12 protein-coding genes, 1 tRNA gene and 1 pseudogene are annotated in these 17465 nt (G+C 42.9%); all 14 read right to left on the reverse strand.

Going from position 1 to position 17465, the window contains the following annotated elements; genetic code table 11:
- Positions 1-77 (reverse strand): annotated as a pseudogene (locus J3L16_RS08715) (elongation factor Tu); the annotation flags it as partial.
- A 59-nt stretch (positions 78-136) separates the two neighbouring features.
- Complete coding sequence (fusA, locus tag J3L16_RS08720) at positions 137-2239, reverse strand: elongation factor G (protein ID WP_207612589.1); 2103 nt, start codon at positions 2237-2239, stop codon at positions 137-139.
- Between the two features lie 27 nt (positions 2240-2266).
- Complete coding sequence (rpsG, locus tag J3L16_RS08725; RefSeq protein WP_207612590.1) at positions 2267-2737, reverse strand: 30S ribosomal protein S7; 471 nt, start codon at positions 2735-2737, stop codon at positions 2267-2269.
- 74 nt (positions 2738-2811) lie between these two features.
- Positions 2812-3186 (reverse strand): 30S ribosomal protein S12, encoded by a 375-nt coding sequence (gene rpsL / locus J3L16_RS08730; RefSeq protein WP_013786326.1) that lies wholly within the window; start codon positions 3184-3186, stop codon positions 2812-2814.
- 170 nt (positions 3187-3356) lie between these two features.
- Positions 3357-7529: a DNA-directed RNA polymerase subunit beta' gene (rpoC, locus tag J3L16_RS08735; RefSeq protein ID WP_207612591.1), complete on the reverse strand. Its 4173-nt coding sequence runs from the start codon at positions 7527-7529 to the stop codon at positions 3357-3359.
- Positions 7530-7611: 82 nt separating this feature from the next.
- On the reverse strand, positions 7612-11640 hold the full coding sequence (rpoB, locus tag J3L16_RS08740) for a DNA-directed RNA polymerase subunit beta (protein WP_207612592.1): 4029 nt from the start codon (positions 11638-11640) through the stop codon (positions 7612-7614).
- Between the two features lie 280 nt (positions 11641-11920).
- A complete protein-coding gene (gene rplL, locus J3L16_RS08745; RefSeq protein ID WP_207612593.1) occupies positions 11921-12295 on the reverse strand; it encodes a 50S ribosomal protein L7/L12 in 375 nt (124 codons plus the stop codon).
- A gap of 57 nt (positions 12296-12352) precedes the next feature.
- Positions 12353-12871, reverse strand: a complete 519-nt coding sequence (gene rplJ / locus J3L16_RS08750) for a 50S ribosomal protein L10 (RefSeq protein WP_207612594.1) — start codon at positions 12869-12871, stop codon at positions 12353-12355.
- Positions 12872-13096: 225 nt separating this feature from the next.
- Positions 13097-13792 carry a 50S ribosomal protein L1 gene (gene rplA, locus J3L16_RS08755; RefSeq protein ID WP_207612595.1) on the reverse strand — a complete coding sequence of 232 codons (696 nt, stop codon included), beginning with the start codon at positions 13790-13792 and terminating at the stop codon, positions 13097-13099.
- A 4-nt stretch (positions 13793-13796) separates the two neighbouring features.
- Positions 13797-14225 carry a 50S ribosomal protein L11 gene (gene rplK / locus J3L16_RS08760; RefSeq protein WP_207612596.1) on the reverse strand — a complete coding sequence of 143 codons (429 nt, stop codon included), beginning with the start codon at positions 14223-14225 and terminating at the stop codon, positions 13797-13799.
- Positions 14226-14444: 219 nt separating this feature from the next.
- Positions 14445-14978 (reverse strand): transcription termination/antitermination protein NusG, encoded by a 534-nt coding sequence (nusG, locus tag J3L16_RS08765; protein ID WP_207612597.1) that lies wholly within the window; start codon positions 14976-14978, stop codon positions 14445-14447.
- A 1-nt stretch (position 14979) separates the two neighbouring features.
- On the reverse strand, positions 14980-15357 hold the full coding sequence (gene secE / locus J3L16_RS08770; protein WP_207612598.1) for a preprotein translocase subunit SecE: 378 nt from the start codon (positions 15355-15357) through the stop codon (positions 14980-14982).
- 37 nt (positions 15358-15394) lie between these two features.
- Positions 15395-15471, reverse strand: a tRNA-Trp gene (locus J3L16_RS08775).
- Positions 15472-15623: 152 nt separating this feature from the next.
- A complete protein-coding gene (locus J3L16_RS08780; RefSeq protein WP_207612599.1) occupies positions 15624-17465 on the reverse strand; it encodes an ABC transporter ATP-binding protein in 1842 nt (613 codons plus the stop codon).

Consider the following 17465-nt stretch of genomic DNA (forward strand, 5'->3'; position numbering starts at 1 on the left):
GTTTTACCATGGTCAACGTGTCCAATTGTACCTACGTTGACATGGGGTTTTGTGCGTTCAAACTTTTCTTTTGCCATTTCTCTCGTTTCCTAATGTTAAAAGTCCGACCCAAAACAGACCGGACCGAACCTTCAATTTAAACTCTAGATTCGATAATCGCCTTTGCTACTGCATTTGGCGTTTCCGAATAATTAAAAAATTCCATTGAGTATGACGCTCTTCCTTGCGTTTGTGAACGCAAATCTGTGGCATACCCAAACATTTCAGACAATGGTACTTTCGCACGTACAATTTTTACGCCGGCAATACCATCTTCCATTCCATCTATCATACCGCGACGGCGATTTAAGTCGCCAACAACATCACCCATCCAATCTTCTGGGGTAGTGACTTCCACTTTCATGGTTGGTTCTAATAAAACTGGATCAGCTTCTGCTGAACCTTTTTTAAAGCCCATCGACCCCGCGATTTTAAACGCCATTTCAGAAGAGTCAACATCATGATACGAACCATCGTACAAAGTAACCTTTACATCTAGAACAGGATAACCTGCTAACACGCCGCTACGCATCTGTTCTTGAATGCCTTTGTCTACCGCAGGAATGAATTCTTTTGGCACCACACCGCCAACGATATCGTTAACAAACTCGTAGCCTGCGCCTTCTTCTTGAGGTTCAATCTTAAGCCACACATGACCAAATTGCCCTCTTCCTCCCGACTGACGAACAAATTTACCTTCAACTTCAACCGCTGAACGAATCGTTTCACGATAGGCAACTTGAGGCTTACCTACGTTACATTCGACACTAAATTCTCGTTTCATTCTGTCGACAATAATATCAAGGTGTAGCTCACCCATTCCAGAAATAATTGTCTGACCGGTTTCATCATCTGTTTTAACTTTAAAAGAGGGGTCTTCAGCAGTTAATTTTCCTAGCGCAATGCCCATTTTTTCTTGATCTGCTTGAGAGCGAGGCTCTACCGCAATAGAAATTACAGGATCTGGGAATTCCATACGCTCAAGGGTAATAATATTACTTGGGTCACATAGTGTGTCACCCGTAGTAACATCTTTAAGACCAATAGCTGCGGCAATATCTCCCGCACGAACTTCTTTAAGCTCTTCTCGGTCTTTAGAATGCATTTGAACAATTCGCCCAAAACGCTCTCGTTTTCCTTTCACAGGGTTGTATATAGTGTCGCCGGTTTTCACCACACCCGAATAACAACGGAAGAAGGTTAAGGTTCCAACGAAAGGGTCTGTAGCAATTTTAAATGCTAATGCAGAGAAAGGTTCATCATCGCTTGATTGACGTTCTGCTTCAGTTTCATTTTTATCGTCTAGTACACCCGTGATTGCTTTCACCTCTGTAGGCGATGGCAAAAACTGAACAACAGCGTCGAGCACCGCTTGAACACCTTTGTTCTTAAATGCACTACCGCAGGTCGCAAGCACAATTTCGTTATTTAACGTACGTGTTCGCAAACCTTCAATAATTTGTTCTTCGCTTAACTCTTCGCCTTCCAAATAGGCGTTCATTAAGTCGTCATTTGCTTCCGCAGCTGCTTCTACAAGCTCGGTGCGGTATTGCCGCGCATTTTCTAATAGCTCAGCAGGAATGTCTTCATAGGTAAATGTCATACCTAAGTCTTCAGCATTCCAATTAATTGCTTTCATCTTGATAAGGTCGATGACACCTTGAAACTCTTCTTCAGCACCAATGTTTAGGTGAATAGGAACACAAGTCGCCCCTAATCGCTTGCGGATTTGCTCCACAACACGCTCGAAGTCAGCACCTGCTCTGTCCATCTTATTAACGAACACTAAACGAGGTACTTCGTATTTATCGGCTTGACGCCATACGGTTTCAGATTGAGGCTCTACACCTGAAGAACCGCAAAATACAACAACCGCACCATCTAAAACTCGCAAAGAACGTTCAACTTCAATAGTGAAGTCTACGTGTCCTGGAGTGTCAATAATGTTGATGCGGTGTTGGTCGAACTGTTTCTGCATACCTTGCCAAAAGCAGGTAGTAGCAGCCGAGGTAATAGTTATGCCTCGCTCTTGTTCTTGCTCCATCCAATCCATGGTTGCAGCACCGTCGTGAACCTCACCAATTTTGTGAGATAAACCTGTATAGAACAAAACACGCTCTGTGGTCGTGGTTTTACCCGCGTCCACATGAGCAACAATACCAATATTGCGATATCGTTCGATAGGAGTTTTACGAGGCATAGCGGTTTCTTATTCCTTAAACCTTGATTACCAACGGTAATGCGCGAACGCTTTGTTCGCATCAGCCATACGGTGAACGTCTTCACGTTTCTTAACCGCAGAACCTTTGTTATCCGCTGCATCGAGCATTTCTGCAGCTAGGCGCTGAGCCATTGATTTCTCACCACGTTTACGCGCAGCTTCTACTAACCAACGCATACCTAACGCGTTACGACGAACTGGACGAACTTCAACTGGTACTTGGTACGTTGAACCACCAACACGACGAGATTTAACCTCGACAGTAGGGCGGATGTTGTCTAGTGCTTCTTCGAACACGTCAAGATGGTCTTTGCTAGTTTTTTCAGCAACTATATCAAGCGCACCGTAAACGATTTTTTCAGCTGTGGACTTTTTACCGTCCAACATAACAACGTTCATAAATTTAGCTAGTAACTGTGATCCGAACTTAGGATCAGGTAGGATCTTTCTTTGACCTACGACTCGTCTTCTTGGCATCTTAAATCTCCGTAGACTTTCAGGTATAACCCAAAACAATAATTATTCAGTTTGGCCTTACTAACGGAGTACCGTTAAGACTTAGGCTTCTTCGCACCGTATTTAGAACGGGCTTGTTTACGATCGTTTACGCCAGCGCAATCTAATGTGCCGCGTACGGTGTGATAACGCACACCTGGTAAGTCTTTAACACGACCACCACGAATTAGTACAACACTATGCTCTTGCAAGTTGTGGCCTTCACCACCAATGTATGAAGAAACTTCAAAACCATTGGTTAGACGCACACGACATACTTTACGCAGTGCTGAGTTTGGTTTCTTTGGCGTAGTAGTATATACACGAGTACATACACCACGACGTTGTGGACAAGCTTGCAATGCAGCTACGTTGCTTTTTTCAACGGGCTTTTTGCGGGGCTTGCGCACTAACTGGTTAACTGTTGCCATTAACTAGCTCCTGATTAAAAAACTACAAAAACCCAACATTCGTCGGGTCATTCACACGGTTTTTTGCTCGACCTTTATATATAAAGAAAAACCGCGACCAAAATTTGGTCGCGGAATATTAAAGATCAAGTACCGCTGTGTCAAGAATTATACAGTCTCCTGTACAATAATTACTCTTGACCGTCTTGCTCTACTTCAGCATTTAATGCTTCAGATAGAGCTTGCTCTGCTTCTTCCGCAGATACAGACATCTCAGCCATTTCAGATGCGCGCTGCTCTGCACGTTTCTGATGGTAAGAGAAACCAGTACCCGCTGGAATAAGTCGACCAACGATTACGTTTTCTTTCAGACCACGTAAATCATCTTCTTTACCTTGAACCGCTGCTTCCGTAAGAACACGAGTGGTTTCTTGGAAAGAGGCCGCAGATATAAACGACTCAGTAGACAGTGATGCTTTCGTAATACCTAGTAGCTGTGTTTCATACAAAACAGGTAGCTTGCCTTGGCGTTCTAATTCTCGATTCGCTATCTTAACTGCTGATACTTCAACTTGTTCACCCTCAAGGAAACGGCTGTCTCCAGGAGCAGTAATCATGCACTTACGAAGCATTTGTCTAATAACAACTTCGATATGCTTATCGTTAATTTTCACCCCTTGTAGGCGGTAAACTTCTTGTACTTCATTAACGATATAGTTAGAAACGGCACTGATACCACGTAGACGTAATATGTCATGTGGAGACTCAGGACCATCAGCAATAACTTCACCTTTTTCTACCGACTCACCTTCAAATACGTTTAGTTGACGCCACTTAGGAATCATTTCTTCGTACGGATCGCCGTCTTTAGGTGTAATAACTAGACGTTTCTTACCTTTAGTTTCTTTACCGAAACCAATGGTACCCGATACTTCAGCTAATATTGCAGGCTCTTTAGGCTTACGCGCTTCGAATAGATCGGCAACGCGAGGTAGACCACCCGTAATATCACGAGTTTTCGAACTCTCTTGAGGAATACGTGCTAATACATCACCTGCATTTGCAATTTTTCCATCAATGGCTTCGATTGTCGTAAAGCTTGGTAAACGAATTTCTTGTAAGCCATGCTCATCGCTATCAAGAATAAGCTTAGGCTCTTTAGTGTTAACCTTAGCAAGATCTTTAACTACAACACGGGTCAAACCAGTAAGTTCGTCTTGTTGCATTTCTGTGTTGCTGTCATCTATGTCAGCAAAACTGATCTTCGCTTCTCTCTCAAGAACGATTGGGTGACTATGTGGGTCCCAGTTAGCAACAATGTCGCCAGCTGATACGCTTGCACCATCATCAATAGTAAGGATGGCACCATAAGGCACTTTATAACGCTCACGCTCACGACCTTGACTATCAATCATAGTCAATTCAGTTGAACGAGAAACAATAACAACTTTGTTATCAGAGTTACGTACAAACTTCGCATTATGAAGTTTTAAGTTACCATCACTCTTAACCTGAACACTGTTTTCAGCAGACGCTCTTGATGCCGCACCACCGATGTGGAATGTACGCATGGTAAGCTGTGTACCTGGTTCACCGATAGATTGTGCTGCAATAACACCAACCGACTCACCCATACCAACGATATTACCGCGGGCTAGGTCACGACCATAACAGTTAGCACATACACCGAAGTCGTTATCACAAGTGATAACAGAGCGTACTTTCATTTGGTCAACAGAGTTTGCTTCAAGCATATCAACCAGCGCTTCATCTAGAATCTGGTTACGCTCTACTAATACTTCATCAGTACCAGGTTTAACAACGTCTTCTGCTACAACTCGACCCAACACACGTTCGCGTAACGGTTCAACAACGTCACCACCTTCAATAAGTGGAGTCATTGTTACACCTTCAAACGTGCCGCAATCAGCTTTAGTAATAACTAAATCTTGTGCAACATCAACTAGACGACGAGTTAGGTAACCCGAGTTAGCAGTTTTCAATGCGGTATCGGCCAAACCTTTACGAGCACCGTGAGTAGAAATAAAGTACTGAAGTACGTTTAGACCTTCACGGAAGTTTGCTGTAATCGGTGTTTCAATGATTGAACCATCTGGTTTCGCCATCAGACCACGCATACCCGCCAATTGACGAATCTGTGCAGCACTACCACGAGCACCTGAATCGGCCATCATGTAAACTGAGTTGAATGAAGATTGCTCTTCTTCTTCACCGTCACGGTTGATAACTGTTTCTGTTTTCAAGTTATCCATCATGGCTTTTGCGACCTTTTCGTTCGCATTTGACCAAATATCGATAACTTTGTTGTATCGCTCACCTGCAGTTACAAGACCATTTTGGAATTGCTCTTGAATCTCGATAACTTCGGCTTCAGCCTCGTCGATGATTTCTTTCTTGGCAGCAGGGATAACCATGTCGTCAATACCTACAGATGCACCCGCAATCATTGCGTAGTGGAAACCTGTATACATAACTTGGTCAGCCGCGATAACCGTATCTTTCAAGCCCAAAGTACGGTAACAAGCATTCAGCAATTTAGAAATTTGCTTTTTACCCATAGCTTGGTTAATGATTTCGAACGGTAACCCTTTTGGCAGGATTAACGAGAAAATTGCACGTCCAACGGTAGTATCCGTTAAGGTAACTCTTTCAGACTTGCTGCCATCTTCAGCGATATCATATTCAGTGATACGAACTTTAACCCGTGAATGCAGCTCAGCATTACCTGTACGGTACGCTTTTTCTGCTTCATGTGGGCTGGTGAAAAGCATGCCTTCACCGCGTCCGTTCACTTTATCACGTGTCAAATAATAAAGACCTAATACAACGTCCTGTGAAGGTACGATGATCGGCTCACCATTTGCAGGTGAAAGAATGTTATTGGTAGACATCATCAAAGCACGAGCTTCAAGCTGAGCTTCAATAGTCAAAGGTACGTGTACAGCCATTTGGTCACCATCGAAGTCGGCGTTATATGCCGCACAAACGAGTGGGTGAAGCTGAATTGCTTTACCTTCAATTAGGGTAGGTTCAAACGCTTGAATACCCAAACGGTGAAGTGTAGGTGCACGGTTAAGCATAACTGGGTGTTCACGAATAACATCGTCGAGTACATCCCAAACTTCCGGCGCTTCACGTTCAACTAATTTCTTAGCCGCTTTAATGGTAGTTGCAAGACCACGCCCTTCTAATTTACCGTAAATAAATGGCTTGAATAATTCCAATGCCATCTTCTTCGGTAAACCACACTGATGAAGACGTAATGTAGGACCAACAGTAATAACTGAACGACCAGAGTAATCAACACGCTTACCTAGTAAGTTCTGACGGAAACGACCCTGCTTACCTTTAATCATATCGGCAAGAGATTTCAATGGACGCTTGTTGGAACCCGTAATCGCACGACCGCGACGACCGTTATCAAGTAGGGCATCAACCGCTTCTTGTAACATACGCTTTTCGTTACGTACGATGATATCTGGTGCAGCAAGGTCTAGAAGACGCTTAAGACGGTTATTACGGTTAATAACACGGCGATACAAATCGTTAAGGTCAGACGTTGCAAAACGACCACCATCCAAAGGTACTAATGGACGTAAATCAGGTGGAAGAACTGGAAGCACTGTTAGGATCATCCACTCAGGCTTGTTACCTGATTGTTGGAATGATTCAAGTAACTTCAAGCGCTTAGTGATCTTCTTACGTTTTGTTTCAGAGTTGATCGAAGGCAACTCTTCACGCATAGACGCAACGTCGCCGTCAACATCCAATGCTAGTAACAATTCAAAAACTGCTTCTGCACCCATTTTGGCGTCGAATTCATCACCGTGCTCTTCAAGTGAATCCAAATATTCTTCTTCAGTAAGAAGTTGGCTTCGCTCTAGGGTAGTCATACCCGGCTCAGTCACTACATAGCTTTCAAAATAAAGCACGCGTTCTATGTCACGCAACGTCATATCTAGCATTAAGCCGATACGAGACGGTAGTGATTTCAAGAACCAAATGTGAGCAACTGGGCTTGCCAGTTCGATGTGACCCATGCGTTCACGACGCACTTTAGTTAACGTAACTTCAACGCCACATTTCTCACAAATTACACCACGGTGCTTAAGTCTTTTATATTTTCCACACAAGCATTCATAGTCTTTTACTGGACCAAAAATACGCGCACAAAAAAGACCGTCACGTTCTGGTTTGAACGTACGGTAGTTGATCGTTTCAGGTTTTTTAACCTCACCAAATGACCATGAACGGATCATATCTGGTGATGCAAGACCAATTCGAATATTGTCGAATTCTTCAGTCTTATTTTGTTGCTTTAGAAACTTAAGTAAGTCTTTCACATTTTTCTCCCAGCGGAGTCAGTTTCTTAAGGCTTAGTAACCTATCGATTACCAAGCCCCCTGTCTTATATCGTACTTCGGCTTAGTTTTCTTCAAGCTCGATGTTGATACCCAATGAACGAATTTCTTTCAACAATACGTTGAAAGATTCAGGCATGCCTGGTTCCATTCTATGGTCTCCGTCTACGATGTTTTTATACATCTTAGTACGGCCGTTAACGTCATCCGACTTAACAGTCAACATTTCTTGAAGTGTATACGCAGCACCATATGCTTCAAGTGCCCACACTTCCATCTCTCCGAAGCGCTGACCACCGAACTGAGCTTTACCGCCCAGAGGTTGCTGTGTAACCAAACTATATGAACCTGTAGAACGCGCATGCATTTTGTCATCAACCAAGTGATTCAGTTTCAACATATACATGTAACCTACGGTAACTGGACGCTCAAAAGAGTTACCAGTACGGCCGTCAAACAAGGTAATTTGTCCACTTTCTGGAATATCACCTAGTTTAAGTAGGTCTTTAATTTCACGCTCAGTTGCACCATCAAATACTGGTGTTGCAACAGGTAGTCCTTTACGTAGGTTTTCAGCAAGACGTTTTACTTCGTCATCGGTAAATGACGCAATATCCACTTCTTGTCGTGAATTACCTAACTCGTATACCTCTGTAAGGAACGAGCGCAATTTAGCCATTTCTTGCTGCTCTTTAATCATGGCGTCAATTTTCACACCAATACCACGAGCTGCCATACCTAAATGCGTTTCAAGGATCTGACCAATGTTCATTCGCGACGGAACCCCTAGTGGGTTCAACACGATGTCAACAGGTTCGCCGTTATCATCGTATGGCATATCTTCTACCGGTTGAATAGCAGAGATAACACCTTTGTTTCCGTGACGACCAGCCATTTTATCACCAGGCTGGATATGACGCTTAACCGCTAAGTACACTTTTACAATTTTCAATACACCCGGTTGTAAATCATCACCTTGTGTAATCTTACGACGCTTGATTTCATACTTCTTATCGAAGTCGGCTTTAATTTCACCGTGCTGTTCAGCAATTTGATCAAGTGCTTCTTGTGCACTTATTTCTTTAAGTGGAATATCAAACCACTTCTCGCGAGGCATAGACTCTAGTTTACCCAAGTCAACACCAGCCTGAACCATTAGGCTTTGAGCGCGAGCGAAAATACCATCAGCTAAAATATTAAATTCGTCACTTAGGTCTTTCTTCACTTGGCGAAGCTGCATATCTTCAATTTCTAGCGCGCGTTTGTCTTTTTCAACACCGTCGCGAGTGAAGACCTGAACGTCGATTACTGTACCGTGTACGCTGTTAGGAACACGTAAAGAAGTATCTTTAACGTCAGATGCTTTTTCACCAAAAATGGCTCTTAATAGTTTTTCTTCAGGCGTAAGTTGAGTTTCACCTTTAGGTGTCACTTTACCTACTAATATATCGCCGCCTTTAACTTCAGCACCAATATATACAACACCTGATTCATCCAATTTACCCAGTGCAGATTCACCAACATTAGGGATATCTGAACTGATTTCTTCTGGACCTAGCTTAGTATCTCGAGCGATACAGCTTAGTTCTTGAATATGGATGGTTGTGAAGCGATCTTCTTGAGCAACACGCTCAGAAATAAGGATTGAATCCTCGAAGTTGTAACCATTCCAAGGCATAAATGCGATACGCATGTTTTGCCCTAGTGCCAATTCACCCATATCTGTAGACGGGCCATCAGCTAGAACGTCACCCACAACAACAGGCTCACCAACGTTACATGTTGGACGTTGGTTAATACAGGTGTTCTGGTTAGAACGGGTGTATTTAGTTAGATTGTAGATATCGATACCAGCTTCACCAGCTGCCATTTCGGTTTCATTAACCTTAACAACAATTCGGCTCGCATCTACGTAATCAACAACACCACCACGTTTAGCAACAACGGTTACACCGGAATCAACCGCTACGATTTTTTCCATACCTGTACCTACTAACGGCTTATCAGCACGTAGTGTTGGCACAGCTTGACGTTGCATGTTCGATCCCATTAGGGCTCGGTTAGCATCATCGTGTTCAAGGAATGGAATTATGCTTGCTGCAATCGATACGATCTGCTGAGGGGAAACATCCATATATTTGATGTCATCAGTTTGCATCAATGTTGTTTCACCGCGGTGACGACATGGGATAAGCTCATCAACCAACTCATTGTTTTCAGTCAAGGCTACGTTCGCCTGAGCGATTGCGTATTGACCTTCTTCAATAGCAGATAGGTAATCAATTTGATCGGTAACAACACCATTTTCTACACGGCGATATGGCGTCTCTAGGAAGCCAAAGCTGTTTGTACGTGCAAAACTTGATAGCGAGTTAATCAGACCAATGTTTGGACCTTCAGGTGTTTCGATAGGACATACACGACCATAGTGAGTCGGGTGTACGTCTCGAACTTCAAACCCGGCGCGTTCACGAGTTAGACCACCCGGGCCTAAAGCAGAAATACGACGTTTATGAGTTACTTCAGACAATGGATTGTTTTGATCCATAAACTGAGATAACTGACTTGAACCGAAGAATTCCTTAACCGCGGCAGAAATCGGTTTAGCATTAATAAGATCTTGAGGCATGATTGCATCAAGGTCGCCTAAGCTTAAACGCTCTTTTACTGCTCTTTCCACGCGAACAAGACCAACGCGGAATTGGTTTTCAGCCATTTCGCCCACAGAGCGAATACGACGGTTACCTAAGTGATCGATATCATCGACGTCATCTTTACCATCACGGATCATGATAAGGCGTTTCATTACTGAAACTATGTCGTCTTTATCTAGAATACCTGCACCTACAAGTGCTTCACGACCTAATCGACGGTTGAATTTCATTCTACCTACTGAAGAAAGATCATATCTATCATCAGAGAAGAATAAATTATCAAACAATGTCTCAGCAGCATCTTTTGTAGGCGGCTCTCCAGGACGCATCATGCGATAAATTTCTACAAGCGCTTCAAGGCGATTTGTAGAACCATCGATACGTAAGGTATCAGACATGTATGAACCGTGATCTAGTTCGTTAATATATAGAATTTGGAACTCTTTGATGTTCGCATCAGAAAGCGCTAATAGGTTTTCTAACGTTACTTCATCATTAGCATTAACGACGATCTCACCTGATTCTTCATCAAAATAAGTAGCAGCGTAAACACGACCGACTAAATAGTCTGCAGGTACTTCTAATTCTTTAACACCTGCTTTATCAAGAGCGCGAGTATGACGTGCAGAAATTCTTCTGCCACTTTCAACTAGTACGTTCCCGTCGTTATCTAAGATATCGAACTGCGCCGTTTCGCCACGAAGACGATCAGCCGTAACTTCCATCTTCAATTTGTCGTCATCAATGCGCACGCCGACTTTGTCAAAGAAAACGTCTAAGATTTCTTCAGTAGTCATTTCTAGCGCACGTAAAATAATAGAAGCAGGTAATTTCCGTCTTCTATCTATACGAACAAACAAGTTATCTTTAGGGTCAAATTCAAAGTCTAACCAAGAACCACGGTAAGGAATAACGCGAGCGTTATACAACACTTTACCCGAAGAGTGAGTTTTACCTTTGTCATGATCAAAGAACACACCTGGTGAACGGTGTAATTGAGAAACAATAACACGTTCGGTTCCGTTGATAACAAAAGTACCATTGTCTGTCATAAGTGGAATTTCACCCATGTAGACTTCTTGTTCTTTGATATCTTTCACTGTACCAGGGGCCGCTTCTTTATCAAACAACACTAGGCGTAATTTAACCCTAAGTGGTGCTGAATAAGTTACGCCTCTAATTTGACATTCTTTCACGTCAAATACTGGCTCACCCAAGCGATAGCTCACATATTGAAGTTCACTATTACCCGAGTAACTTTTAATCGGAAAAACAGAACGGAATGCCGCCTCAAGGCCATATTGTCCTTCGGGGTCTGCGTCGATAAATTTTTTAAATGAATCTAGCTGAATTGAAAGAAGGTATGGAATTTCCAATACCTGTGGGCGCTTGCCAAAATCCTTACGGATACGTTTCTTTTCGCTATAAGAGTAAACCATGGGTTCCTCAGCCTGCTGATTTTTGACCCAACTTGCTGTCTACATTTTGTAAACAACAAACTTCCCTTGCCTTTTTTAAGGCAATTCTACCAACCATACACCAATTTATTAATAAATATTAGTTAAGCATTTGGTTTTATTGGCAGAAACATTCGTTTTTTCTTTAAAATTCGTGGCTCGAGAAACTGGTATAAAACTCGAAACGCCACAGCGCAAAAAGGCTGGGGGCTAAAAAACCACCAGCCTATGCCTGTAAAGGCAAGCAACTGACAAAGTCAGATTACTTAAGCTCTACTTCAGCGCCCGCTTCTTCAAGCTGCTTCTTCAGCTCTTCTGCTTCTTCTTTAGTAACGCCTTCTTTAATTGCTTTAGGTGCAGACTCAACTACTTCTTTAGCTTCTTTCAAGCCAAGACCAGTTGCGCCGCGAACAGCTTTGATAACTGCAACTTTGTTTCCACCGAATGAAGTCATTACAACGTCAAATTCAGTTTTCTCTTCTGCAGCAGCTTCGCCAGCAGCTGGACCAGCAGCAACAGCTACAGCAGCAGTTGCTTCAACGCCGAATTTTTCTTCAGCTGCTTCGATTAGCTCTACCAATTCCATAACTGGCATTTCAGCAATCGCGTTTAAAATATCTTCTTTAGTTAGAGCCATGTTCTCTAAACTCCTGGGTTTAAAATGTTAAAAAATTCAATATTACAAAAACGGGAATTACTTCTCGTCTTTGATTGCCGCCAATACACGCACAAATTTGGAAGGAACTTCGTTGATAGTTTGAACGAATTTCCCAACCGGTGCTTTGAAGGTTGCAAGTAGTTTCGCAAGCGCTTCGTCGCGAGTAGGTAGAGAAGCAACTGCATCCAATTTTTCTGGACCCAATAAACCACTACCAATTGAAAGTGCAGTAACGTTAAGTTTGTCATTGCTTTTAGAGAAGTCTTTAAAAAGACGTGCTGCACCACCTGGTGCCTCTAAAGAAAAGCCATAAATAAGCGGGCCAGTTAGCGCGCTATCCATGTCTGCAAACTTAGTTTCTGACAATGCACGTTTCGCTAATGTGTTTCTTACAACGCGTAAATAAACGCCTTGTTCACGAGCTTTAACGCGAAGGTCAGTCAGTTCTGCAACTTCCATCCCACGGTATTCAGCAACGGCAACGGATAGAGCTTGAGATGCAACATCACTTATTTCTGCTACGATCTCTTTTTTTGCTGCTAAGCCTAGTGCCACTGAGTTCACCTCTTAAGTTCTGATGTTTATCTTTCGACTTACATCAGTGTTCACAGATTGATGCAACACTTTCGTATTGCACCGCTCTACGGTGTCTTTTCCCCAGAGAGTCTGGTTCGAACCACCGTCTGCGCAGGCTGTTACATTAAGTAGTGCTTACGCACCGCACCTGCGGTCTTGGACGGGAACGATATTCGAAAACATCGCCCCAACCCACATTCTTTACTACTGACCTAAAGACGCTTTGTCTACAGTCACGCCAGCACCCATAGTGGTGCTTAGGCTAATCTTTCCGAAGTACGCACCTTTAGCAGAAGACGGCTTAGCTTTCTTAAGCGCTTCTAGCAATGCATCCAAATTCTCTTGAATTTGATTTGCTTCAAATGCGATTTTACCAATGCTTGCGTGAATGATACCGTTCTTGTCGTTTCTATAACGAACTTGACCCGCTTTAGCATTTTTAACTGCTGTCGCTACGTCTGGAGTTACAGTACCCGTCTTAGGGTTAGGCATTAAGCCACGAGGACCTAAGATTTGACCTAGTTGACCAACCACACGCATCGCGTCTGGGCTAGCAACAACAACGTCAAAGTTCATTTCGCCTTTCTTAACTTGTTCAGCTAAGTCTTCCATGCCAACAACATCAGCACCAGCTTCTTTAGCTGCGTCAACGTTTGCGCCTTGAGTAAATACAGCAACGCGAACATCTTTACCTGTACCATTTGGCAACACTGTTGCGCCACGTACGTTTTGGTCAGATTTCTTAGCATCAATACCAAGATTGATTGCTACGTCTACACTTTCTGCAAACTTCGCTGTGCCAAACTCTTTCAACAAAGCGATTGCTTCATTGATTTCGTATTCTTTAGTTGCGTCAACCTTCTCGCGGATGGTCCGCATGCGTTTAGTTAATTTTGCCATGCGATTAGCCCTCTACGTTTAAGCCCATGCTGCGAGCAGAACCCGCAATGGTGCGTACTGCTGCATCTAAATCTGCAGCGGTTAAGTCTGGTTCTTTCGCTTTTGCGATGTCTTCTAATTGAGCGCGAGTAACTGTACCCACTTTCTCTGTATTAGGACGACCAGAACCACTTTTGATACCTGCTGCTTTTTTCAATAAGAATGAAGCTGGAGGCGTCTTAGTCTCAAACGTGAATGAGCGATCTTCATATACGGTAATTTCAACCGGAACTGGAGCGCCTTTTTCAAGACTTTCTGTTTTTGCGTTAAACGCTTTACAGAATTCCATGATGTTCACACCGTGTTGACCTAGAGCAGGACCAACCGGAGGACTTGGGTTTGCAGCACCCGCTGCAACCTGTAGCTTAATTAAGCCAGTTACTTTTTTAGCCATTTTTCTTCTCTCTGTTGTGGGTCTAACGCCTTGCAAATACGAGAATATCTGCTCAAACGGCTTCCCTTTCCATAATTCAGGGCCGCGAAGTATAGGGCATGATTAAATGTTGTGCAAGGGATAATTTACGTTTGTTTTTTAAAGGATAAAAACGAAAAATGGGATGCTTAATTAATAAGCATCCCATTTTAAACCATTCGTAAAAAATTAAAGTAATCTTTAACCTTTTTCTACTTGTCCGAATTCTAGATCGACTGGCGTAGAACGTCCGAAAATAAGTACCGACACTTTTACGCGGCTTTTTTCGTAATCAACTTCTTCAACAACACCATTAAAGTCTGCAAACGGCCCGTCAGTAACGCGAACCACTTCACCCGGCTCAAACAATGTTTTAGGCTTAGGCTTATCAACATTTTCTTCTAGGCGATTCAGAATTGCGTCAGCTTCACGTTGTGTAATTGGCATAGGTCTATCAGAAGTACCACCAATGAAGCCTAGCACTCTAGGAACACTCTTAACCAAATGCCAAGAGTCTTCGTTCATATCCATTTCGACTAACACATAGCCTGGATAAAATTTACGCTCAGACTTGCGCTTTTGCCCTGCACGCATTTCGACAACTTCTTCAGTTGGAACCAAGATTTGCCCGAAATGGTCTTCCATTTCATGCATCTTGATATATTCTTCCAACGTTTTCTTAACTCGCCCTTCGTATTGCGAGAAAGCTTGTACCACATACCAGCGCTTGCTCATATTAGGCTCCTATTCCTGTAATCAAACCAACGCCCCACACTATGACAAGGTCAAGAAGCCATAGAAGTAAACCCACAACAATCGTTGCGGCTATGATAACAAGGGTTGTTTGCGTTGCTTCTTGTCTACTTGGCCAAACGACTTTACGTACTTCTGTACGGGAATCTTTAGCAAACAACAAAAACTGAGCGCCTTTGCTTGTCGATGCGGCAATAAATCCTGCAACCACTACAGCAGCTACTGCACCTAATGCGCGATACAATACTGACACGTCACCATATAAATAATTTGCCGTAACCACGCCCACTAATAGCGCAATCGCAACTACCCATTTTATTACGTCTAATGGGTTTGACGCATTTTCAGTCTTTTCACTCATGATCGTTTCCGGCCTTACCCGATTATTCTCTATAAGTTGGCAGGGGTGGAGGGACTCGAACCCCCAACCATCGGTTTTGGAGACCGCTGTTCTACCAATTCGAACTACACCCCTAAAGTCGTGCTGCTAAATAAAATCAATAGCAATACGCGTTAAATAGTTACACTTCCTTTGTGGTTTCAAAGAGATAAACACTGGGAAAACGCAAAGGAGGGACGCGTATTATACTTAAGCGTTTGCTCCTTACAAGCGCTTTTAACAGTGGATTATTCTAAACCGAGAAATCCACCGGTTTGATGTTCCCATAATTTGGCATAAATCCCCTGCTTCTTTAACAAATCTTGATGGGATCCTGATTCAACTACTTCACCGTTTTCAATTACAATGAGTCTATCCATTTTGGCAATAGTTGATAACCGATGTGCTATTGCCATTACCGTCTTATTTTCCATTACCTTATCTAGACAAACTTGAATAGCCGATTCAACTTCGGAATCCAATGCAGATGTCGCTTCGTCTAACACTAAAATAGGCGCATCTTTAAGTAATACCCTTGCAATGGCAATACGCTGTCGTTGTCCGCCAGAAAGTGTCACACCTCGCTCGCCAACATGTGCGTCATACCCGACTCGGCCTTGTTTGTCAGATAAGGATAAAATAAATTCATGAGCTTCAGCTTGTTTCGCTGCCGCCATCATTTCGTCGTCAGTAGCATTTTGGCGACCATACATAATATTTTCCCTTACAGAACGATGCATTAGCGAAGTGTCTTGGGTAACCATACTAATATTTTGACGCAGGTTTTCTTGTTTGACGTCAGTGATATCTTGCCCATCAATAATGATTTTTCCGCTCTGAATATCGTAAAAACGCAAAAGAAGGTTCACTAAGGTAGACTTACCCGCTCCAGAACGCCCAACTATCCCCACCTTCTCGCCTTTTTTTATACTTAGGTTCAATGAGTTAAACACTTCGATACGCTGGTCATTTGGGCCAGGGTAACAAAATTGAATTTGCTTAAATTCAATGGCTCCGCCATTGACTATTAAGTCTTTAGTTATAGGCTTGTCTTTAACCTCTACTGGAGTAACCAAGGTATTCATTCCATCTTGTACGGTTCCTAAGCTTTCAAACAATGACGACACTTCCCACATGATCCAATGAGATATACCGTTTAAACGCAAACATAAGCTTACTGCAATGGCGATATCCCCAGGTGTAATTGTGCCTTGAGTCCAAAAAAAGACCGACAGCGCACCAACACAAAAAATAAGTAAGCCGTTAACTAACTCTACAACTGATTCGAGTACAGTAACCAAACGCATTTGAGGGTAAACCGTGTGCAAAAATCCTTCCATGCTTTCTTTGGCATAATCCGCTTCTCTTTGGCTATGTGAAAACAATTTTACGGTAGGAATATTGGTGTAACTATCGACTATTCGACCTGTCATTAATGATCTTGCATTCGCTTGCTCTTGAGACACGGCTTTAATTCGCGGCACCAGTATTCTCAATATACTGACATAGACAATTAGCCACACCACTAACACTGTCGCTAAACGCCAATCAGCACTAAACAACAAGACTAAGATACTAATAAAATACACACCTACATACACGGCTAAATCGAGAATTTTAGACACTGTTTCTCTGACCGATAGCGCAGTTTGCATTACCTTTGTTGCTACCCGACCTGCAAATTCATTTTGGTAAAACGACAGAGACTGCCCTAGTAAATACCGATGGGCTTGCCAGCGTATCGCCATTGGAAAGTTTCCCATTAGCGATTGCTGTTTAATCATTGAATGGAAAAACACAGCCGTTGGAATAAGTACAAGGGCTACCCCTCCCATTGTAATTAACGTCCATTTTTCTTGCGCTAATAAAGTGTTTGGATCTCGCGATGCGAACCAGTCGACTAACTTACCTAAAAAGCCATACAAGCCCACTTCCATCATTGCGATTACAGCACTTAAAAAAGAAACTAAAAAAAGCGCTGGCCACATTCCTTGCGAATAATACAAGCAGAATGCCAATAAGCCTTTTGGTGGCTGCTTTGCTTCGCGTGATGGAAATGCGTCAGTAAAACGTTCAAAAAATCCAAACAT

It is taken from the genome of Alteromonas sp. 5E99-2, from assembly GCF_017368475.1.
GTDB lineage: Bacteria > Pseudomonadota > Gammaproteobacteria > Enterobacterales > Alteromonadaceae > Alteromonas_F.